Source organism: Streptomyces hypolithicus, from assembly GCF_052934925.1.
The window spans coordinates 2,467,694-2,487,569 of record NZ_CM128811.1 but is presented as its reverse complement, the minus strand read 5'-3'; the positions used below and the strand labels follow the sequence as shown (position 1 = coordinate 2,487,569).

Sequence of the window (19,876 nt, the reverse complement as noted above, 5' to 3'; positions counted from 1 at the left end):
TATTCATTCAGGGCGGGGAAGCTCCGGGCAACCTCGGACGGAGTCGCTCCGTCTGGGAGAATGCCTGTGCCGGCTATCCGCCCGTAATCAAGTGAAAGAAGGACGTGCCGATCGTGGCTCAGAGCAGCACAGAGACCGACTGGGTCTCCCGCTTCGCGGACGATGTCATCGCCGAGTCGGAGCGACGTGCGCCTGGGAAACCTGTCGTCGTCGCGTCCGGACTGTCACCCTCCGGCCCGATCCACCTGGGCAACCTCCGCGAGGTCATGACCCCGCACCTGGTCGCGGACGAGGTCCGGCGGCGCGGGTACGAGGTGCGCCACCTCATCTCCTGGGACGACTACGACCGCTACCGCAAGGTCCCCGCGGGCGTAGAAGGCGTCGACCCGTCGTGGGCCGAGCACATCGGCAAGCCGCTGACCGCGGTGCCCGCACCGGCCGGGTCGGGGTACCCGAACTGGTCCGAGCACTTCAAGGCGGCCATGACGGACGCGCTCGCCGAGCTCGGCGTCGAGTACGACGGGATCAGCCAGACCGAGCAGTACACCTCCGGGGTCTACCGCGAGCAGATCCTGCACGCGATGAGGCACCGGGGCGACATCGACGCCGTACTCGACCGGTACCGGACGAAGAAGGACTCGCAGCAGGTCCCGCAGCAGCAGGTCAAGGGCAAGAAGCCGCAGCAGAAGCCGGTCGACGCGGCCGAGCAGGAGGCCGTCGAGGGGTCCGGCGCGGCCGACGAGGACGACGGCAGTGGCGGCGGCGCGGGGTACTTCCCGTACAAGCCGTACTGCACCGTCTGCGGCAAGGACCTCACGACGGTCACGGCGTACGACGACGAGAGCACCGAGCTGTCGTACGTCTGCGCCTGCGGCCACTGCGAGACCGTGCTGCTCAGCGAGTTCAACGGCGGCAAGCTGGTCTGGAAGGTCGACTGGCCGATGCGCTGGGCGTACGAAGGCGTGATCTTCGAGCCCAGCGGCGTCGACCACTCCTCGCCCGGCTCGTCGTTCGTCGTCGGCGGGCAGATCGTGCGCGAGGTCTTCGACGGGGTGCAGCCGATCGGACCGATGTACGCCTTCGTGGGCATCAGCGGCATGGCGAAGATGTCGTCGTCGAAGGGCGGCGTACCGACGCCTGCCGACGCGCTGAAGATCATGGAGGCGCCGCTGCTGCGCTGGCTGTACGCGCGGCGGCGGCCCAACCAGTCCTTCAAGATCGCCTTTGACCAGGAGATCCAGCGGCTCTACGACGAGTGGGACTCGCTGGGGAAGAAGGTCGCGGAGGGCAATGTGCTGCCTGCCGACGCCGCCGCGCACGCGCGGGCGATCGGGACGGCCGCCGGTGAACTGCCGCGCACGCCGCGGCCGTTGTCGTACCGGACGCTCGCTTCGGTGGCGGACATCACGGCCGGGCACGAGGACCAGGCGCTGCGGATCCTGAGCGAGCTGGACCCCGAGAACCCCGTCACGTCGCTGGACGAGGTGCGGCCCCGGCTGGACCGTGCGGAGAACTGGATCACCACGCAGGTGCCGGCCGAGCAGCGCACGGTCGTGCGCGGCGAGCCCGACAAGGAGATCCTGGGCTCGCTCGACGACGCCGGCCGCGAGTCGCTGCGGCGGCTGCTCGAAGGGCTCGACGCGCACTGGTCGCTGGACGGGCTCACGACGCTGGTCTACGGCGTGCCGAAGATGATGGCGGGCCTGGAGCCGGACGCCAAGCCGACGCCGGAGCTGAAGGTCGCGCAGCGGGCGTTCTTCGCGCTGCTCTACCGGCTGCTGGTCGGCCGGGACACCGGGCCGCGGCTGCCTACGCTGCTGCTCGCGGTGGGGGCGGACCGGGTGCGGACGCTGCTGGGGGCGTAGGGCTTCGCCGGGGGCGGGTGGGGGTTTCTCCCCTGCCCGCCCCGGGTCCTGAAGTGCTGGACGGGCTGGATGGGACTGCACACTTCGTGGTAGTGCGGGTTCGGTCTGGGGCAGGACGATGTGGCGGGTGCCGGAGGGGAACGTGGAGGTATGAAAGAAGTCGTCGCACTCATCGGCTGGGTCGTCGGGATTCAAGGCGCACTCGGAGTCATCGGAAGCATCGTCGGAGACGGGCCCTGGGGGCTGTTGCAGAAGTGGTGGGACATCCCGACCGCGGGCTATCTGGTCCTCGCCGTGGTCGGGGCAGCGCTGGCGGTGTGGGGCGAGTCGGCGCGTAGGAAACGGGCTTGACCATTGGCTCGATCACGGGCTTGATCGCGTGCTTGATCACCGGCTTGGTCAGGCGATGTGCTCTGCGTCCAGCTCCTGCTGGTAGCGGATCTCGAACCGCTTGGTGTAGTCCGTCAGCTCGCCGGGGGTCGGGGGCTCGGTACCCAGATCCTGCAGATAGGTGCCGAGCTCTCGGGCCGTCGGGAAGATGTTGTTCTCGCTGACGTACTTGCGGAACGCGCCGTAGTAGCGCTCCTCGGGGGGCTCTTCCGGGTCGGCGTACTGCGGGTCGGCGTAGACCGGGTCCACGTACTGCGGGTCCTGCGGGTCCACGTACTGCCGGTCCTCGTGCTCCGCCGGGGGCTGCTCGGTGCGCTGACCGGGGATGCCGCCCAGGGGGCGGGTGCGGCCGGGGCCCGACGGGACCCGCACGGGGGCGGGGTCGTACGTCGGGTCGTAGGCCCTGTCGGCGGCCTCCTGCGTGACCTGCGGCGCCGCGAACCACGGGCTCTCATGCGCGCCGGGGCCCTCCTCCTGCGGGAGCGCGCCGGGGGGCGACTGCTGGGGCTGCGGGGCTTCCGCGTGCTCCGGGTGCGGCTGGGGCCGGGCCTGCTGCTGGGGCTCGGCCTGGGGCTGGACCTGCTGCTGGGGCTGGACCTGGGGCTGGACCTGGGCCTGGGGCTGCTGGGCCGGCAGTGCCCGCGGCCCCTGGGGCTCCTGCGCCTCCAGCGGCCGCACCACCGGCTCGCGCTCGCGCTCGCGCTCGCGCTCCAGTTCCGGCGGCAGCAGCGCCGGTTCGATGCCGGCCGCGGCCAGGCCCGCCGGGGCCGTGTCGGCGAGCGGGACGCCGTACTTCGCCAGCCGCAGCGGCATCAGCGACTCCACCGGGGCCTTGCGGCGCCAGCTGCGCCCGTACCGGGCCTGGAGACGCGCCTGGTAGATCAGCCGGTCCTGCTCCAGCTTGATGACCTGCTCGTACGACCGCAGTTCCCACAGCTTCATCCGCCGCCACAGCTTGAACGTCGGCAGCGGCGAGAGCAGCCAGCGGGTCAGGCGTACGCCCTCCATGTGTTTGTCCGCCGTGATGTCGGCGATCCGCCCGACCGCGTGGCGCGCCGCCTCGACCGAGACGACGAACAGGATCGGGATCACGGCATGCATGCCGACGCCCAGCGGATCGGGCCAGGACGCCGCGCCGTTGAACGCGATCGTCGCGGCCGTCAGCAGCCACGCCGTCTGACGCAGCAGCGGGAACGGGATCCGCATCCACGTCAGCAGCAGGTCCAGGGCCAGCAGGACACAGATGCCGGCGTCGATGCCGATCGGGAAGACCAGCGAGAAGTCCCCGAAGCCCTTGTCCTCCGCGAGCTCGCGCACGGCGGCGTACGAACCCGCGAAACCGATCGCGGCGATGAACACCGCTCCGGTGACGACGACACCGATCAATATGCGGTGCGTGCGTGTCAGCTGCATCGCGGCCACCCGCGATCCCCTCCCGTTACGTCGGACTTGGCGGGGTCAGCCTGGCACATGTGTGCGGGCGTTGTGACGCGGGTACGGGCGGAGCCCGGCCTCCAAGGGGAGGACCGGGCTCCGTATCGCGCCGGGAATCTGACGCTCTGTTCCGCTTTGTGCTGCGCTCTGAGAGGCTGTTGCCGCGGCTACTTGTTCGCCGCGGTGACCGAGGCCACGGCCTCCTTGGCCGCCTGCTTGACGTCCTTCAGCAGCTCTTCGCCGTCTGGCGACTTGGCGCCCTGGTAACCGGCGCCGTTGTAGATCACGGTGGCGACGACGTTCTCCGTACGCGCCACGATCGTTGCGTACTTGAAGTCCGCGTCCGTCTTGCGCAGGTCGTAGGCGATCGCCGTCGCCTCGTCGCCGATGCCCTCGGCCGCGCCGGTGTTGACCTTCTTCGCGCTCTCCGTCGCCTTCGCGGCCCCGACCTGCTTCGCGTAGTACTCCCCGGCGAGCTTGTCTCCGGCGCCGCGGGACTGGTCGGACTCGTACCGCATGAAGGACACCGAGAGCCAGCGGTACTGGGACCCGTCGACACCTTTGCTGTCCAGGCCGTTCCAGGAGCAGCCGCCGCGCGTGGAGATGTCGTTCGACTTGTCGGCGCTGCCGGACTTGTCCTTCGCCTCCGGTACGAGCGAGTCGACCGTCTTCTGCTTGACCGCCTTGCACGGCTCGGGCAGCTCCGAGAAGGCCGCCGGCTGGACGGACGGCTCCGCCGACACCGACGGCTTGGCACTGGCCGACGCCGATGCCTTCTTGGCGCCGTCGGAGTCCGAGGAGCAGCCGGCGGCGACGAGCATCACCGGGACGGCTGCGCAGGCGAGTATGCGAGAGAGTCGCGGGGCTGATCGGTGCATGGTTCCTTCGCTCATGGGACTAGTCGCTGAACTGCTCGGCGAGCTTGCGGGCCAGGGCCTGCGCCTTCTCCTGCAGTTCCTTGCTGTCGGGGGCCTCGGTGGTGAGGGCGGGCTGGGCGGCGTACCGGACCGTCACGATGACGTTGGAGGTACGGAACACCACGTTCACGGTACGACGCTGAGCGGTGGACCCGGAGCGGTCGATGCTGTCGTCGAGGAACGCGGCCTCGCCCAGGCCGGGGAGCGTGCGGGGCTGGAGCCCTTCGGCGGCCTCGGGGCCGGTGCCGGCGGGGGAGCCGGGGGTGGTGGCCGCGTCGTCGGCGCCGCCGGGCGGGGCGTCGCTCGCGCCGTCGTCGGTGGCGGGGGAGGAGCTCGGGTCCTCGCTCGCCGCGCCGCCCCCGTTCTCGGCGTTCTCGGCGTCCTGGGTGACTTCTGTCTTCCCGGTCTCCCCCGTGCTCTCTGTCTCTTCCGGGGACTCGGAGGGGGACGGAAGGTCCGCCACGGTCTCCTGCCGCGCGAACACCTCCTTCGCGCGGTCGTCGTCGCTGACCCCGGAGTCGTACGAGACGACCCGCTCGAAGTCGACGACGAGGCTGTGCGAGGAGTCCGGGGAGTCCGCCTTCCAGCGGCAGCCGACGCGCCGGTCCGTGTCGTACGTGACCTCGGCGGTACCGGCGTACGCCTGCTCCTGGCGCTCCTCGGGGAGCGTGGCGACCCCCGGCAGCATGTCGCGCAGGATGCCCCGGTCGACGGCGCCGCACGGCTCACGGAGCGTGCGGTACCTGCCGGGGGCGACGTTCGCCGTGGTGGTTTCCCCCGCTTTGGCGTCGCCGGCGGAATCTTCGGCACCTGAGTCACCGGTGCAGCCGGCGGCGAGCACTGCGAGGAGCGCGACGCCAGGTACGAGCACCTTTCGCTGCACGGTCCCAGGCCCCCTTCGATCAGAAATGCGGTTGCCGCGCGGTGGCGGCCGGTGGACACAATGTGTATCGCACGCACTGGCCAAGATGCCTGTTCGCTTTCTCTTTCGCGGTACTAGGTGCCAGTTTTGCGTTTTCTGTCATTCGGGGGAATTGAGGGGTTATGTCGTATGTAGAGGTGCCGGGTGCGAAGGTTCCCATTCGGATGTGGGCCGACCCGGCGACGGTCGAGAGCGGCGCGATGCAGCAGCTCCAGAACGTGGCCACCCTGCCCTGGATCAAGGGCCTCGCCGTCATGCCGGACGTCCACTACGGCAAAGGGGCCACGGTTGGCTCCGTGATCGCGATGCACGGAGCGGTGTGCCCTGCGGCGGTCGGTGTGGACATCGGCTGCGGCATGTCCGCCGTGAAAACGTCTCTGACGGCGAACGACCTTCCGGGTGATCTTTCCGGCCTGAGGTCGAAGATCGAGCAGGCGATCCCGGTCGGGCGCGGAATGCACGACACCCCGGTCGACCCGGCCCGGCTGCACGGGTTCCCGACGGCGGGGTGGGACGACTTCTGGGGACGGTTCGAGGGGGTCGCGGAAGCGGTGAAGTTCCGGCAGGGACGTGCCACGCAGCAGATGGGCACGCTCGGCGGGGGCAACCACCACCTCGAAGTCAGCGTCGACTCCCAGGGCTCGGTCTGGCTGACGCTGCATTCCGGCTCACGGAACATCGGCAAGGAGCTGGCCGAGTTCCATATCGGTGTGGCGCAGAAGCTGTCGCACAACCAGGGGCTGGTCGACCGTGACCTGGCGGTCTTCGTCTCGGACACTCCGCAGATGGCGGCGTACCGAAATGACCTCTACTGGGCGCAGGAGTACGCGAAGCACAACCGCGCGATCATGATGGGGCTGCTCAAGGACGTGATCCGCCGGGAGTTCAAGAAGGCCAGGGTCACCTTCGAACACGAGATCAGCTGTCACCACAACTACGTCGCCGAGGAGCGCTACGACGGCATGGACCTGTTGGTGACACGCAAGGGCGCCATCCGGGCCGGCTCAGGCGACTACGGAATCATCCCCGGTTCGATGGCCACGGGCACGTACATCGTCAAGGGCCTGGGTAACACGGCGGCCTTCAACTCGGCCTCCCACGGTGCCGGCCGGCGTATGAGCCGCAACGCCGCGAAGCGCCGCTTCTCGGCCCGCGATCTCGAAGAGCAGACGCGGGGTGTGGAGTGCCGGAAGGACTCCGGGGTGGTCGATGAGATCCCGGCCGCGTACAAGCCGATCGAGCAGGTGATCGACCTACAGAAGGACTTGGTCGAGGTGGTCGAGAAGCTGAAGCAGGTCGTCTGCGTGAAGGGCTGACGCCTGGTCGGTCCCATACGTCGCGGACCCGAGTGGCCGACGGCCAGGACCGGCAGTACTCCCGATGAGCTGAACGCCGTGACCGCAATCAGGCCATCTCGGCGTTGACGGCTGCGGTCCCCGTCAGCCGGCTGCTGTACTGGGCGGTGGTATCCGCACGTTCGTAACCAAAGGGGAGACTCATGGTGTTACCGCGCCGTTCCGCCCTCACCCTCACCGCAGCGGCGGTCTTCGCCGCGTCCGCGGCGCTCACCGCACCGGCCGCCGCGGCGGCACCGGCGGCTGCCGTCGCCTACCCGACCAGCGCTGTCGACGTCACGTACGGGGCTACCTACGTTCGTGGCACCCTGACCTGGTACAACCGGTCGGTCGGTATCGCAGGAACGTACCGGGCCCTCGCCGCCAGCGGCAGCCGCCAGCGGCTGCCGCCGGGTGTGGGTCGGTACGTACGATGCTGCTGGCCATCCGCTGGACTCCAGGAGCACCAGCACGCTGTGCGACGGGGTGAAGCAGATCGATTTCCCGGTCCCCGCGGATGTTCCCGGTGGGGCCGCGCAGGTCGTCGTCTGCCTCGACGACGTGAACGCCAAACCGCTCAAGTGCGTGCGATACGACCATCCCTGACGACTGATGGTGTGCGGGCTGGTGGTGGGCGGAGGGCTCCGGTTGTGGTTGCCGGGGCCCTCCGTCTGCTGGTTGTCGGGGTACGCCGGTCGAGATGCTTGGCGGCGTACCCGTGCGTGCGGGCTTGCGGGCGGGGGGCCCGGTGCGGTCAGGTCAGCAGAACCAGCCGTTCTGTACCCAGCCTCGGCGGTTCACGTTGCCGTTGGCGAAGCCGTAGACCCAGTCGCCGTTCACCTTCTCGACGAGGAACGTCTGGTTCCGGTACAGCGTGCCCATCCACGCGCCGTGCGGCGCGGTGACGCGGACGAAGAGGTCATCGGCGCAGACGGTTTCGCGCTGTCCGACCGTACCGTTGGCGGCCTGTGCGGGCACCGCGGTGATGCAGGTTGCCGCGACCGCGAGACCCAGGGCCCAGGCGGCCCGGCCGACGAAGCGATTCACCCTTGCACTCCTTACTTGGGGGTTTGTGGGGGTTACGGGGATTACCAGGATCCGAAGCCGCCGAGGCATTCCTGGCGGACGTAGCCCCAGTCGTTGGGGCCGAAGTCGAAGGTGGCCGCCCAGCCGTTGTAGACGGGGTGCGCGCCTCGGGTGTGGCCGACCCTGTTGCCGCGCTCCAGGGTTCGTTTGAAGCCCACGGGGCCCTTGGCGCTGTCGTAGTTGGCGTACAGGCTCGCGCTGTCACAGACGATGACGGCGTGTTCCGGTACGGTCGGCTCCGCCTGTGCGGAGGTCGTGGCGGTGAGCATCAGAAGTCCGGCGGTCGCAGCGGTCACCGGAAGCAGCCTGCGGGCCGTATTTGACATGCGCATGCGCAACATGATGAGCCCTCGCCCCCCCATGTGCCGGTCGCTCTGGGGCTCACAGTTCGCGGTGGACCTTGGTGTTGGACGCCTGGGCCCGGGGGCGTACCACCAGGAGGTCGATGTTGACGTGGCTGGGGCGGGTGACGGCCCAGGTGATGGTGTCGGCCACGTCGTCGGCGGTGAGCGGAGCGGCCACGCCGGCGTAGACCTTGGCGGCCTTCTCGGTGTCGCCGCCGAAGCGGGTCAGGGCGAACTCGTCGGTCTTGACCATGCCGGGGGCGATCTCGATGACGCGGACCGGGGTGCCGACGATTTCCAGGCGCAGGGTCTCGGCCAGGATGTGCTCGCCGTGCTTGGCCGCGACGTAGCCGCCGCCGTTCTCGTACGCGCCGAGGCCCGCGGTCGAGGAGAGGATGACCACCGTGCCGTCGCCGCTCGCGGTGAGGGCGGGGAGCAGGGCCTGGGTGATGTTCAGGGTGCCGATGACGTTGGTCTCGTACATCTGGCGCCAGTCGGCCGGGTCGCTGGTGGCGACGGGGTCGGCGCCGAGCGCGCCGCCGGCGTTGTTCACGAGGACGGCGAGGGCGCGGAAGGCGCTGGCGAACTCGTCGACCGCCGCGCGGTCGGTGACGTCCAGGGCGTACGCCGTCGCCTGGTGCCCGGCGGCGCTGAGTTCCGCCTCCAGTGCCTCGATGCGGTCCTTGCGGCGGGCGGTGAGGACGACGCGGTAGCCGGCGGCGGCCAGTTGGCGGGCGGTGGCGGCGCCGATTCCGCTGCTCGCTCCGGTGACGACGGCGATGGGCGCAGGCGTGGACGTAATCATGGGCACAGGCTAGTGCCGCTCCCGGCATAGCCTGCCGGGAGCGGCACTAGCGAGCGGAGGCGGGCCGCGTCGGAGCGTGGGTGCGCAGGACGTCGTCGACGATGGCCTGGAGGCTCGCGTGGTGTGCGCCCTTCCAGTACGGGCGCAGGCACGCCGTGCACTGCGCGAAGACGTCGTACGAACGCTCCGTGCCGTCTTCCAGGAGCCCGGCCACCGATTCCTTCGTGGCCTGTGCCAGCTCGCCGTTGCACGCGATGCAGCGCGTCCAGGGGGTGAGGGCGGGGGCGAAACGGCTGAGTACGTCGTCGAGTTGCATCTCGGGGCGGTCGCTGTAGACGTACGCACCGGCCCACAGTTCGCGGCGCCGCAGCAGCCCCCGGTCGCGCGAGAGCAGGACGCGCTGTTCGCGCGCCGAGTGGGTGGCGAGGGCCGGGTCGCCGATGTCCTCGCTGAAGTACGCCGTGTCGACGCCGAGCAGCCGCAGCCGTCGCGCCAGCGTGCCGAGGTGTACGTCGAGGAGGAAGCGCAGCGGCGCCCCGGGGACCCGCTGCGGCCGTCGCACTGCCCGTACGTCGACGTTCTCGCCCGCCGCCGGGATGTGCGAGACGGGGACCTCGTGGCCGTCGACGAGCAGCCGGCCCGCTTCGGTGAGCGGGACGCCGAGCGATTCGACGGCGTGGCCGAGCGTCGAGGCGCCGTCGGTGGTCAGCGGCGTGCGTTCGCCGCGCCGCCGCGCGGTGACGAAGAGGTGCAGCTCTGGGTCGAAGCTGATGTGGATCTCCGGTCCGTTCACGCCGCCAGCATGCCACCGGGGAGCGCGCCATATCCACGGCATTCCGGGGCTTTCGGGGTCAGGAGGTGAGGTCCAGGCGCCAGTCGTTGCAGCGCATGATGTTGCCGGGCGGGAACTCGAAGTCGCAGGGGCCGGTGAGGGTGAAGCCCGCCTTCCGGCACACGGCGTTCGACGCGGGGTTGTCGACCGAGGGGAACGCGTGCAGGTGGCGGTGGGTGCCGTCGGCGCGTACGAGGTCGATGGTCGCCGCGGTGGCCGCGGCGGCGATGCCGCGACCCTGGTACGCGGGGAGCACGCTCCAGCCCGTCTCGAATACCAGCTCGCCGCGCCAGGTCTGGTTCCAGAACCCGATGGTGCCGACCGGCTCACCGCCGGGCAGCAGGGTGATGCGGAACATCCGGCCGCTGTGCGAGCCGTCGCGGTTGACGTAGCGCGTGTGCCGGGCCAGGACCTGCTCGTCGGTCTCCGGGCCCCCGACGTGCTCCATCATCTCCGGGGCGTTGGAGCGCCGGAGCAACTCCAGATCGCCGTCCGACCAGGGCTCCAGGCGTACGTTCGGCTTCATGGGTGCATTCTGGCCCCGGGTTCCGGCATCGGGGTGCGGTACAGGTCGTCCAGCTGGGGCCGGTGGGTCGCCCACGGCAGGGCCTCCTTCGAGTCGATGCCCGTTGCATCGGCACGAGGCAGCCGCATCTGGGTGACCGCGGCGGCGGCCCCGCCCGGCTCAGGGCCAGACCAAGCCCGCACCCGCCCCGCTCACGGCCAGACCAGGCAGTACGGCTGGTGGCCCGCCTCGTGCAGGCGGTGCGAGAAGTCCTGCCACTCGTGCAGCAGTTGGTAGACGTTGAACGCGTCGCGCGGGCCGCCGCGGTCGGGGACGGTGGACCAGATGAAGGCCGCCGCGCCCACCGACTCCTCGCCGATGCCGCGCAGCGGGTCGACGACCGTCATGGGGAGTTTGACCACCGCGTAGTCGGGGTGGAGGACGACCAGTTCCAGCGGGGGGACCTTGTGCAGGGGTATGCCTTCGATGCCGGTGAGGACCATCGCGGCCACCGTCTCCGGTTTGATCTTGGTGAACATGCCGCCCATGCCGAGCTCGTCGCCGCCCAGCTCCTCCGGCCGCATCGAGATGGGTACGCGGGCCGCCGTCGCCCCGTTGGGAGCGCCGAAGTACTTGTAGGTCACCCCCACCCGGCCACTCCTGTTTCCCCTGTCCTCCGACGCCGCTTCGCGCTCCCGCTGCTGTCGCCGGTGCCGACCGCGCTGGCCCCGCTCGGGACCCAGGTCGTCGGTCCCCTCGCCCACTCCGCCACCGCGATGCATATCTCCACCCGACCACTCGCGGCCACAGCCGCGCAACCCGATCATCGTGTCAGTGACCTCCCCCACGACCGCGCGGTGAAACACCTGTCCGCAAGACCGTCGACAGCCTCTGACACCATGGCTTGTGTGAGCTTCCCCTATGACGCCCCAGTTTCGCAGACGCGTGAGGACTGACGCCCAGTCGTAATACGAGGAAGCCGCGCCTCTCGCTCACCGGCGGCCACAATCCTCGGTGCCGGCCCCTCGACTCCCGAATCGCAGATCAGGACCAAAGTGCCGTATTCATACGAAGCCCCAGTTTCGCAGACGCTGTTCGACCGCGCGTCCCTCGTGACGCCAGGCGGCGTGAACTCGCCGGTCCGCGCCTTTCGTGCCGTGGGCGGTACGCCCCGGTTCATGGTGTCCGGTTCCGGTCCGTACCTCACGGATGCCGACGGTCGTGAGTACGTCGACCTCGTGTGCTCGTGGGGACCGATGATCCTCGGCCATTCCCACCCCGAGGTCGTCGCCGCCGTGCAGGAGGCCGTCTCCCGCGGCACCTCGTTCGGTACGCCCGGTGAGGGCGAGGTCGCGCTCGCCGAGGAGATCGTCGCCAGGATCGCCCCGGTCGAGCAGGTGCGGCTGGTCTCCAGCGGCACCGAGGCGACCATGTCGGCCATCCGTCTGGCCCGCGGTTTCACCGGCCGGGCGAAGGTCGTGAAGTTCGCCGGTTGCTACCACGGGCACGTGGACGCGCTGCTCGCCGCCGCGGGCTCCGGCCTCGCGACGTTCGCGCTGCCGGACACCCCCGGTGTGACGGGCGCGCAGGCCGGCGACACGATCGTGCTGCCGTACAACGACCTCGACGCCGTACGCGCCGCCTTCGCCGCGCACCCCGGCGAGATCGCGTGCGTGATCACGGAGGCCTCGCCCGGCAACATGGGCGTCGTACCGCCGCACGACGGCTTCAACGCCGGCCTCAGGGAGGCGTGCGCGGAGAACGGCGCGCTGTACATCTCCGACGAGGTCATGACCGGTTTCCGTACGTCGAAGGCCGGCTGGTACGGCATCGACGGCGTCGCCCCCGACCTCATGACCTTCGGCAAGGTCATGGGCGGCGGCTTCCCGGCGGCGGCCTTCGGCGGACGTCAGGACGTCATGGCGCACCTCGCGCCGGCCGGTCCCGTCTACCAGGCGGGCACGCTGTCGGGGAACCCGGTTGCCACCGCCGCGGGCCTCGCCCAGCTGCGGCTGCTCGACGACGCGGCGTACGCGAAGATCGACGCGGTGTCGCAGGAGATCCGGGCGCTGGTCACCGGGGCGTTCGGCAAGGAGGGGGTGGCGCACCGGCTGCAGAGCGCGAGCAACATGTTCTCGGTGTTCTTCACCGAGAGCACCGTCCGCGACTACGACGACGCGAAGCGGCAGGAAGCCTTCCGCTACAACGCCTTCTTCCACTCGATGCTCGCCGACGGCGTGTACCTGCCCCCGTCGGCCTTCGAGTCGTGGTTCGTCTCCACGGCCCACGACGAGCGGGCCGTCGAGCGCATCGCCGCCGCGCTGCCCGCCGCCGCCCGCGCCGCCGCCGAGGCCACGGCATGAGCGACCGAGGCCACGGCATGAGCGAGACGACGGTCGTTCACCTGGTGCGCCACGGTGAGGTGCACAACCCGGACGGAGTGCTCTACGGGCGCCGGTCCGGCTACCACCTCTCCGAGCTCGGCCGGCAGATGGCCGACCGGGTCGCCGAGCACCTGGAGGGGCGCGACATCACCCATGTCGTCTCCTCCCCGCTGGAGCGCGCCCAGGAGACGGCGGCGCCGGTCGCCAAGGTGCACGGGCTGGAGCTGGTCACCGACGAGCGGCTGATCGAGGCGGGCAACGTCTTCGAGGGCAAGACCTTCGGGGTCGGCGACGGGGCGCTGCGCAAGCCCGCCAACTGGAAGCACCTGACGAATCCCTTCCAGCCGTCGTGGGGCGAGCCGTACATCGAGCAGGTCGTACGGATGATGGGCGCCCTGGGCGCCGCGCGCGACGCTGCCCGCGGCCACGAGGCGGTCGCGGTCAGCCACCAGCTGCCGATCTGGACCGTGCGCAGCTTCGCCGAGCGCAGGCGGCTGTGGCACGACCCGCGCAAGCGGCAGTGCACGCTCGCCTCGCTGACGAGCTTCACCTTCCAGGGCGACAAGATCGTGTCGGTGGGCTACTCGGAGCCGGCCCGCGATCTCGTACCGGAGCATCTGCTGGCCGGTGCCAAGCCGGGTAAGGGCAAAGCGAAGGCATTCGGCGCGTAAAATCCGGTCATTTATCGGCCATCAGTGGTCATCTCCGATGAAAATGTGCCCGGAAATCGGAACCCAGCTCCTTGTCTCCGCCTCTCACCCGATGTCTGCTTCGCAAGGACGCGGGCGCGGACGGCAACAGCGAGTGTGGATGGTGACGGTATGCGGGACATCAGTCGTAGGGGTCTGCTGGGCCTGGGACTCGGAGCGGCGGCCGCGGCCGGCATCGCCGGCTGCGGCTCCTCCGATCCCGCGGGTTCCGGCGGCCCCGGCGATGGCGGCTCCGGCAAGGGCGGCGGTCCTGGGGGCTCCCCCTCGCCGAGCGCGGCGGGGCCCGGCGGGAAGCTGATAGGTGACGGCTCGACGGCCGACACCGGAAAGCAGCCGAACCAGCCGGACAAGCCCGTCCCGCTCCAGCCCGGACAGACCCCGCCGCAGTTCGTGATCTTCTCCTGGGACGGCGCGGGCGAGGTCGGCAACGGCCTCTTCCCGCGCTTCCTCAAACTCGCCGAGGACCACGACGCGGCGATGACCTTCTTCCTCTCCGGGCTCTACCTCCTCCCCGAGTCGAAGAAGAGCCTCTACAAGCCGCCGAACAATCCCGTCGGCGCCTCCCACATCGGTTACCTCACCGACGGGCACATCAAGGACACGCTGAAGTACGTCCGCCAGGCCTGGCTCGAAGGCCACGAGATAGGCACCCACTTCAACGGCCACTTCTGCGTTGGCTCCGGCAGCGTCGGCAACTGGACCCCCGCCCAGTGGGAGAGCGAGACCGCCCAGGCCAAGAAGTTCGTCACCGAGTGGAAGACCCACAGCGGCTGGAGCGACCTCGACCCGCTGCCCTTCGACTACGAGAAGGAGATCGTCGGCAGCCGCACCCCCTGCCTCCTCGGCCAGGACAAGCTGCTGCCCACCGCGAAGAAGCTCGGCTGGCGCTACGACGCCAGCTCGCCCGGCGGCCACCAGATGTGGCCGGTCAAGCGGGGCGGCCTGTGGGACCTTCCGCTGCAGGCGATGCCGTTCCCCGGCCATTCCTTCGAGGTGCTCTCGATGGACTACAACATCCTCGCCAACCAGTCGAAGAATTCGACCAACGGCATGCCGTCCCGCTACCCGGGCTGGCAGAAGCAGGCCACCGAGGCCTACCTCTCCGGTTTCCGGCGGGCGTACGAGAGCAATCGCGCGCCCTTCTTCATAGGCAACCACTTCGAGCAGTGGAACGGCGGCATCTACATGGACGCCGTCGAGGAGGCGCTCAAGGGCATGGCGGGGAAGAAGGACGTACGCCTGGTGTCGTTCCGGCAGTTCTGCGACTGGCTCGACGTGCAGGACCCGAAGGTGCTCGCCAAGCTCCGTACGCTCCAGGTCGGCCAGTCCCCGGCCGACGGCTGGAAGTCATTCCTTAAGAGCTCTTGACAAGGGGCTTTACGGGCACCATGGGGGGCGCGCAAGATCCCTGGAACGCCCATGCGAAACTTTTCACATGAGCATTGGACGCGCCCCCCGCCGCCGCTCGAACCGCACCCGCCGGGCCCTGGTCCCGGCCGCCGTAGCGGTCGTCGGCGCACTCGCGCTGACGGCGTGCGGAGGCGACGGCGCCACGTCGTCGGGCTCCGGCGGCGCCAAGTTCGTGACCGCCAAGGGCGGGATCTCCACCGTCGCCAAGGGCGATCGGCAGGACGCCCCGAAACTCGACGGCGAAACCCTCGACGGCAAGAAGCTCGACACCGACGACTTCAAGGGCAAGGTCGTCGTCCTGAACGTCTGGGGCTCGTGGTGCACGCCCTGCCGGGCCGAGGCGCCGCATTTCGCGAAGGTGTCCGAGGAGACCAAGGACAAGGGGGTCGAGTTCGTCGGGATCAACACCCGCGACGACTCCAGGGGGCCCGCGGTCACCTTCGAAAAGGAGCAGGGCATCACCTATCCGAGCTTCTACGACCCGATCGGCAAGCTCGTTCTGCGCTTCCCCAAGGGCAGCCTGAATCCGCAGGCCATTCCGTCGACGATCGTGATCGACCGTGAAGGCAAAATCGCGGCCCGCTCGCTGAGCGCTCTCAACGCCCAGAAGCTGCACCAGATGATCGACCCGCTGATCGCGGAGAAGTGACCGAGTGAGCGTTCTCGCCGCCGCGATCACCGACCCGAACCCGACGGTTCTCAGTGGTGCGCTGATTCTCGCCCTGCCGATCGCCGTCCTCGGGGGTCTGGTCTCGTTCTTCTCGCCGTGCGTGCTGCCCCTCGTGCCCGGCTACCTTTCGTACGTCACCGGGATCAGCGGCACCGACCTCGCGGAGGCCAGGCGAGGCCGGATGGTCGCGGGCGCCTCGCTCTTCGTGCTCGGCTTCACCGCCGTCTTCGTCTCCACCGGGGCACTCTTCGGCTACTTCGGCTCGACACTCCAAGCGCACCAGGCGCTGCTCTCCAAGGTGCTCGGCGCTCTGATGATCCTGATGGGCGTCTTCTTCATGGGGCTGATGCCCTGGCTCACGCAGCGCGAATTCCGCTTCCACAAGAGGCCGGTGGCAGGTCTGGTGGGCGCGCCCGTGCTCGGTGCGCTCTTCGGCATCGGCTGGGCGCCGTGCATCGGCCCGACGCTCGCGGCCGTCCAGACGCTCGCCTTCACCGAGGCGAGCGCGGGACGCGGGGCGATACTGACGGTCGCGTACTGCCTCGGTCTCGGCGTGCCGTTCGTGATCGCCGCAGTGGCGTTCCGGCGGGCGCTCGGCGCGTTCGGCTGGGTCAAGAAGCACTACGCCTGGGTGATGCGGATCGGCGGACTGATGATGATCACGACTGGCGTGCTGCTCATGACAGGTGTCTGGAGCGGCCTGGTCCAGGAGATGCAGGGCTGGTCCAACGGCTTCACGGTGGGGATCTGACTTCCATGAGCAAGACCGAGACGGACGAGGCGACCACCGCGGGCGCAGCCGCCGACGAGCACGAGCTCGGCGAGGCCGGCGCGCAGCTGTCCACCGCCCCCCAGGAGCGGGCGGTCCCCGGCTCCTTCGGCGGCGTGATGAAGCCCGGCGCGGCCGGCCGGATCGCCTGGGCCTGGCGGGAGACCTCGGGCTGGGTGCGCTGGTTCTGGCGGCAGCTGACCTCGATGCGGGTCGCGCTGATCCTGCTCTTCCTGCTGTCGCTGGGCGCGATCCCCGGCTCGCTGATCCCGCAGACCGGCGTCGACGAGACGAAGGTCGCCGAATTCCGGGCGGCCCACGAGACGCTCGCGCCGATCTACGACGACCTCGGGCTCTTCGACGTCTACAGCTCGGTGTGGTTCTCCGCGATCTACATCCTGCTGTTCGTCTCCCTCATCGGCTGCATCGTGCCCCGCACCTGGCAGTTCGTCGGCCAGCTCCGCAGCCGCCCGCCGGGCGCGCCGGGCCGCCTGACGCGCCTTCCGGCGTACACGACCTGGCGTACGGACAGCGACCCCGAAGAGGTCCGCGAGCTCGCTCTCGCCCTGCTGAAGCACCGCAGGTTCCGGGCGCACTCCCCCAAGCTCTCGGCTTCGCTCGAGCAGGGAGGGGCCCCCTCCTACGCGGTCGCGGCCGAGAAGGGCTACCTGCGCGAGGCCGGCAACCTGATCTTCCACATCGCGCTGATCGTGATGCTGGTGTCCTTCGCCGCCGGACAGCTCTTCAAGTCCGAGGGCGGCAAGCTGATCGTCCAGGGCGGCGGCTTCGCGAACACGCTCACGCAGTACGACGACTTCAAGTCCGGGTCGCTCTTCGACAAGGACCACGACCTGGCGCCGTTCAGCTTCACGCTGGACAAGTTCGTCGGCACGTACGAGCGCGAGGGCTCCCAGCGCGGCACGCCCCGCGTCTACGAGGCCCATGTGACGTACGCCGAGGGGGCGGACGGCGCCGAGAAGAAGGCCAGGATCGAGGTCAACGATCCGCTGGAGGTCGACGGCTCCAAGGTGCACCTCATCGGCCACGGCTACGCCCCCGTCGTCACCGTCAGGGACGGCAGCGGCAAGACGGTCTACTCGGGCGCGGTCCCGCTGCTGCCGATGGACTCCAACGTCACCTCGTCCGGCGCGATCAAGGTGATGGACGGCTACCGGAACAAGGCCGGCGAGAAGGAGCAGCTGGGCTTCCAGGCGTTCTTCGTGCCGACGTTCGCGGGCGCGGGCAAGGGCACGATGCTCTCCCAGTACCCGGGTCTCGACTTCCCCGTCCTCGCGCTCAACGCGTACCACGGCAGCCTCGGTGTGGACGCGGGTCTGCCGCAGAACGTCTACCAGCTCGACAAGCGCAAGATGAAGGCGTTCAAGGACGGTCAGGGCGCCGACCTCAAGCAGCGGATGCTGCCGGGCGAGACCATGAAGCTGCCGGGCGGGGCTGGCTCGATCACGTTCGAGAAGGGCGTCAAGGAGTGGGCGACGTTCTCGATCTCGCAGCAGCCCGGCAACGTGCCCGCGCTGGCCGGTGCGATCGCCGCGATTGCGGGCCTCGCCGGGTCGCTGTTCATCCAGCGCCGCCGGATCTGGGTCCGGGCGGTACGGGGCCAGGACGGCGTCACCATCGTCGAGATGGCGGGACTCGGCCGCACGGAGTCCTCGAAGCTCCCCGAGGAACTGGCCGACCTGGCCGCAACCCTCCACGCACAGGCGCCGACGGCACCTGATCCCCACGAACCCGCAGATCCCGCAGAACCTGCCGAACCGGTCGAAGGAGCGCGCGCGTGAATCTCGCGGCCGCAACCAACGAGAACCTCGCCAACATCAGCAATGTGCTGATCTATTCGTCGATGGCCGTCTACACCTTGGCCTTCTTCGCCCACATCGCCGAGTGGGTCTTCGGCAGCCGCAGCAAGGTCGGCCGCACGGCCGCCGCGCTGACCGCCGACGGCGCCCCGGCGAAGGCCGCGCCGGCCCCGGCGGTGACGGTGCGCGCGGGCGGCTCCACCGCCGTGATCGACCACCCCAAGGTCGTCACCCGCTCAGCCGCCGGCACCCGCGACGTCCCGGACGGGCCGGGGGCCGCGGGCGGCACCGAGAAAGGCGACCTGTACGGGCGCGTCGCCGTGTCGCTCACCGTCCTCGCGTTCCTCGTCGAGGCGGGGGGCGTGCTGGCCCGCGCCCTGTCGGTGCAGCGGGCGCCCTGGGGCAACATGTACGAGTTCTCGATCACCTTCTCCACGGTGGTCGTCGGCGTGTACCTGGCGTTCCTGGCGGCGAAGAAGAACGTCCGCTGGGCCGGTCTGCCGCTGGTCACCACCGTCCTGCTGGACCTCGGCGTCGCCACCACCTGGCTCTACACCGACAGCGACCAGCTGGTCCCCGCGCTCGACTCGTACTGGCTGTGGATCCACGTCTCCACCGCGATCTTCTGCGGCGCGGTGTTCTACCTCGGCGCGGTCGGCACGCTGCTCTACCTCTTCCGCGACTCCTACGAGGCGAAGCTCGCCGCGGGCGGCAGGCCGGGCACCTTCGCCTCCTCCGTCCTGGAGCGCCTCCCGTCCGCCGCCTCGCTCGACAAGTTCGCGTACCGGGTGAACGCCGCCGTCTTCCCGCTGTGGACGTTCACGATCATCGCCGGCGCGATCTGGGCGGGCGACGCGTGGGGCCGCTACTGGGGCTGGGACCCCAAGGAGGTCTGGTCCTTCATCACCTGGGTCGCGTACGCCTGCTACCTGCACGCACGCGCGACGGCGGGCTGGAAGGGCCGCAAGGCCGCGTACCTGGCGCTGTTCGCGTTCACCTGCTGGCTGTGGAACTACTACGGCGTGAACATCGTCCTGACCGGCAAGCACTCGTACGCGGGCGTGTGAGGTTCCGGCCCCGCCCGTAGACTCGCAGGCGACGGCAAGGGAGGCGAGATGGCCACCGCACTGGACACCGCCGTGCTGGACGAGATGTTCGCCCTCATCGACGCCATGAACGTGCCCGCGGGGTACCGGGCGGAGATCATCGAGGGGGAGATCGTCCTGAACCCACAGCGCAAGGCCCACTCCACGATCATCCGGCTGTTCACCCGGTCTCTGGAGGACGCTCTCGGCCGCGACGCCAACATTCTGTGGGATGTCCGCATCGACTTCCCCGGCGCACTCAACGGCTTCGCCCCCGACGTGGCTCTGATCGCCGAGGGGGCGGGCGAGGACGAGCGGGGCAGGCACGGCTACCGCGATGTCCAGCTGGTTGTCGAGGTCGTCTCGGCGAGCAGCCGCCGCGACGACTACGACGCCAAACTGGCTGTCTATGCGGCGGCCGAGGTGCCGACCTATGTGATCGTCGACCCGAAGACGGGCTTCGCGCACGTCCACCACGCGCCCAAGGACGGGGCGTACGACGGTGCGCGCGCCGCCACGTACGCCTTCGGTACGCCCTTCACCCTTCCTGGCACGGACATCGCTGTCGATACGGCGGGCTGGCCCAGGGACTGACCG

At 69.7% G+C, this 19,876-nt stretch carries 20 protein-coding genes; 11 read left to right on the top strand and 9 right to left on the bottom strand.

Annotation, left to right across the window (positions count from 1 at the left end):
- The first annotated feature begins 104 nt into the window (after positions 1-104).
- Both lysS and ACU6WZ_RS11610 read left to right on the top strand, forming a co-directional pair.
- Positions 105-1,865: a lysine--tRNA ligase gene (gene lysS, locus ACU6WZ_RS11615; RefSeq protein ID WP_447033147.1), complete on the top strand. Its 1,761-nt coding sequence runs from the start codon at positions 105-107 to the stop codon at positions 1,863-1,865.
- Positions 1,866-2,015: 150 nt separating this feature from the next.
- Positions 2,016-2,216, top strand: a complete 201-nt coding sequence (locus ACU6WZ_RS11610) for a hypothetical protein (protein ID WP_447033145.1) — start codon at positions 2,016-2,018, stop codon at positions 2,214-2,216.
- 48 nt (positions 2,217-2,264) lie between these two features.
- Here the strand turns inward: ACU6WZ_RS11610 and ACU6WZ_RS11605 are convergent, their stop codons facing one another.
- The 3 genes from ACU6WZ_RS11605 to ACU6WZ_RS11595 all read right to left on the bottom strand — a co-directional run bounded on the left by ACU6WZ_RS11605 (position 2,265) and on the right by ACU6WZ_RS11595 (position 5,489).
- Complete coding sequence (locus ACU6WZ_RS11605) at positions 2,265-3,677, bottom strand: DUF2637 domain-containing protein (protein ID WP_447033143.1); 1,413 nt, start codon at positions 3,675-3,677, stop codon at positions 2,265-2,267.
- Between the two features lie 179 nt (positions 3,678-3,856).
- Positions 3,857-4,567: a DUF3558 family protein gene (locus ACU6WZ_RS11600; RefSeq protein ID WP_447033142.1), complete on the bottom strand. Its 711-nt coding sequence runs from the start codon at positions 4,565-4,567 to the stop codon at positions 3,857-3,859.
- A 19-nt stretch (positions 4,568-4,586) separates the two neighbouring features.
- Positions 4,587-5,489 (bottom strand): DUF3558 domain-containing protein, encoded by a 903-nt coding sequence (locus tag ACU6WZ_RS11595; RefSeq protein ID WP_447033141.1) that lies wholly within the window; start codon positions 5,487-5,489, stop codon positions 4,587-4,589.
- Between the two features lie 161 nt (positions 5,490-5,650).
- Between ACU6WZ_RS11595 and ACU6WZ_RS11590 the strand changes: the two genes are divergently transcribed.
- Positions 5,651-6,844, top strand: a complete 1,194-nt coding sequence (locus tag ACU6WZ_RS11590) for an RtcB family protein (protein ID WP_447033140.1) — start codon at positions 5,651-5,653, stop codon at positions 6,842-6,844.
- A 777-nt stretch (positions 6,845-7,621) separates the two neighbouring features.
- On the opposite strand, the gene ACU6WZ_RS11585 is transcribed toward ACU6WZ_RS11590, so the two are convergent.
- The 6 genes from ACU6WZ_RS11585 to ACU6WZ_RS11560 all read right to left on the bottom strand — a co-directional run bounded on the left by ACU6WZ_RS11585 (position 7,622) and on the right by ACU6WZ_RS11560 (position 11,216).
- On the bottom strand, positions 7,622-7,909 hold the full coding sequence (locus ACU6WZ_RS11585; protein WP_447033138.1) for a hypothetical protein: 288 nt from the start codon (positions 7,907-7,909) through the stop codon (positions 7,622-7,624).
- Positions 7,910-7,950: 41 nt separating this feature from the next.
- Positions 7,951-8,280, bottom strand: a complete 330-nt coding sequence (locus ACU6WZ_RS11580; protein WP_447033137.1) for a hypothetical protein — start codon at positions 8,278-8,280, stop codon at positions 7,951-7,953.
- Between the two features lie 49 nt (positions 8,281-8,329).
- Positions 8,330-9,097 (bottom strand): SDR family NAD(P)-dependent oxidoreductase, encoded by a 768-nt coding sequence (locus tag ACU6WZ_RS11575; protein WP_447033136.1) that lies wholly within the window; start codon positions 9,095-9,097, stop codon positions 8,330-8,332.
- 46 nt (positions 9,098-9,143) lie between these two features.
- Entirely contained in the window at positions 9,144-9,890 is a 747-nt protein-coding gene (locus ACU6WZ_RS11570) for a Mut7-C RNAse domain-containing protein (protein WP_447033134.1), read from the bottom strand.
- Positions 9,891-9,948: 58 nt separating this feature from the next.
- Positions 9,949-10,455: a GNAT family N-acetyltransferase gene (locus tag ACU6WZ_RS11565; protein WP_447033132.1), complete on the bottom strand. Its 507-nt coding sequence runs from the start codon at positions 10,453-10,455 to the stop codon at positions 9,949-9,951.
- 191 nt (positions 10,456-10,646) lie between these two features.
- Positions 10,647-11,216 (bottom strand): hypothetical protein, encoded by a 570-nt coding sequence (locus ACU6WZ_RS11560; RefSeq protein WP_447033130.1) that lies wholly within the window; start codon positions 11,214-11,216, stop codon positions 10,647-10,649.
- 273 nt (positions 11,217-11,489) lie between these two features.
- On the opposite strand from ACU6WZ_RS11560, the gene hemL reads away from it, so the two are divergent.
- The 8 genes from hemL to ACU6WZ_RS11520 all read left to right on the top strand — a co-directional run bounded on the left by hemL (position 11,490) and on the right by ACU6WZ_RS11520 (position 19,873).
- Positions 11,490-12,797 (top strand): glutamate-1-semialdehyde 2,1-aminomutase, encoded by a 1,308-nt coding sequence (gene hemL / locus ACU6WZ_RS11555; protein ID WP_447033128.1) that lies wholly within the window; start codon positions 11,490-11,492, stop codon positions 12,795-12,797.
- A complete protein-coding gene (locus ACU6WZ_RS11550; protein WP_447033127.1) occupies positions 12,794-13,489 on the top strand; it encodes a histidine phosphatase family protein in 696 nt (231 codons plus the stop codon). The genes hemL and ACU6WZ_RS11550 overlap by 4 nt, the downstream gene beginning before the upstream one ends.
- A 150-nt stretch (positions 13,490-13,639) precedes the next feature.
- Positions 13,640-14,896, top strand: a complete 1,257-nt coding sequence (locus tag ACU6WZ_RS11545) for a polysaccharide deacetylase family protein (protein ID WP_447033125.1) — start codon at positions 13,640-13,642, stop codon at positions 14,894-14,896.
- Between the two features lie 67 nt (positions 14,897-14,963).
- The gene (locus tag ACU6WZ_RS11540; protein ID WP_447033124.1) at positions 14,964-15,587 is read left to right on the top strand and encodes a TlpA family protein disulfide reductase; all 624 of its coding nucleotides are present in this window, start codon (positions 14,964-14,966) and stop codon (positions 15,585-15,587) included.
- A 4-nt stretch (positions 15,588-15,591) separates the two neighbouring features.
- Positions 15,592-16,359, top strand: coding sequence for a cytochrome c biogenesis CcdA family protein (locus ACU6WZ_RS11535; protein ID WP_447033122.1), 768 nt, complete (start codon positions 15,592-15,594; stop codon positions 16,357-16,359).
- 5 nt (positions 16,360-16,364) lie between these two features.
- The gene (gene resB, locus ACU6WZ_RS11530; protein ID WP_447033120.1) at positions 16,365-18,176 is read left to right on the top strand and encodes a cytochrome c biogenesis protein ResB; all 1,812 of its coding nucleotides are present in this window, start codon (positions 16,365-16,367) and stop codon (positions 18,174-18,176) included.
- Positions 18,173-19,261: a c-type cytochrome biogenesis protein CcsB gene (gene ccsB / locus ACU6WZ_RS11525; protein ID WP_447033119.1), complete on the top strand. Its 1,089-nt coding sequence runs from the start codon at positions 18,173-18,175 to the stop codon at positions 19,259-19,261. Before resB ends, ccsB begins: the two co-directional genes overlap by 4 nt.
- 48 nt (positions 19,262-19,309) lie before the next feature.
- Positions 19,310-19,873: a Uma2 family endonuclease gene (locus tag ACU6WZ_RS11520; protein ID WP_447033117.1), complete on the top strand. Its 564-nt coding sequence runs from the start codon at positions 19,310-19,312 to the stop codon at positions 19,871-19,873.
- The last annotated feature ends 3 nt before the right edge of the window (positions 19,874-19,876 follow it).

What these genes read in the sequence shown, in the direction of transcription:
- ACU6WZ_RS11610 (WP_447033145.1), top strand. Translation starts at nt 2,016, where the DNA reads ATGAAAGAAGTCGTCGCACTCATCGGCTGGGTCGTCGGGATTCAAGGC.
- ACU6WZ_RS11600 (WP_447033142.1), bottom strand. Translation starts at nt 4,567, where the DNA reads ATGCACCGATCAGCCCCGCGACTCTCTCGCATACTCGCCTGCGCAGCC.
- ACU6WZ_RS11590 (WP_447033140.1), top strand. Translation starts at nt 5,651, where the DNA reads ATGTCGTATGTAGAGGTGCCGGGTGCGAAGGTTCCCATTCGGATGTGG.
- ACU6WZ_RS11580 (WP_447033137.1), bottom strand. Translation starts at nt 8,280, where the DNA reads ATGCGCATGTCAAATACGGCCCGCAGGCTGCTTCCGGTGACCGCTGCG.
- ACU6WZ_RS11575 (WP_447033136.1), bottom strand. Translation starts at nt 9,097, where the DNA reads ATGATTACGTCCACGCCTGCGCCCATCGCCGTCGTCACCGGAGCGAGC.
- ACU6WZ_RS11565 (WP_447033132.1), bottom strand. Translation starts at nt 10,455, where the DNA reads ATGAAGCCGAACGTACGCCTGGAGCCCTGGTCGGACGGCGATCTGGAG.
- ACU6WZ_RS11560 (WP_447033130.1), bottom strand. Translation starts at nt 11,216, where the DNA reads ATGCATCGCGGTGGCGGAGTGGGCGAGGGGACCGACGACCTGGGTCCC.
- ACU6WZ_RS11550 (WP_447033127.1), top strand. Translation starts at nt 12,794, where the DNA reads ATGAGCGACCGAGGCCACGGCATGAGCGAGACGACGGTCGTTCACCTG.
- ACU6WZ_RS11545 (WP_447033125.1), top strand. Translation starts at nt 13,640, where the DNA reads ATGCGGGACATCAGTCGTAGGGGTCTGCTGGGCCTGGGACTCGGAGCG.
- ACU6WZ_RS11540 (WP_447033124.1), top strand. Translation starts at nt 14,964, where the DNA reads ATGAGCATTGGACGCGCCCCCCGCCGCCGCTCGAACCGCACCCGCCGG.
- resB (WP_447033120.1), top strand. Translation starts at nt 16,365, where the DNA reads ATGAGCAAGACCGAGACGGACGAGGCGACCACCGCGGGCGCAGCCGCC.
- ACU6WZ_RS11520 (WP_447033117.1), top strand. Translation starts at nt 19,310, where the DNA reads ATGGCCACCGCACTGGACACCGCCGTGCTGGACGAGATGTTCGCCCTC.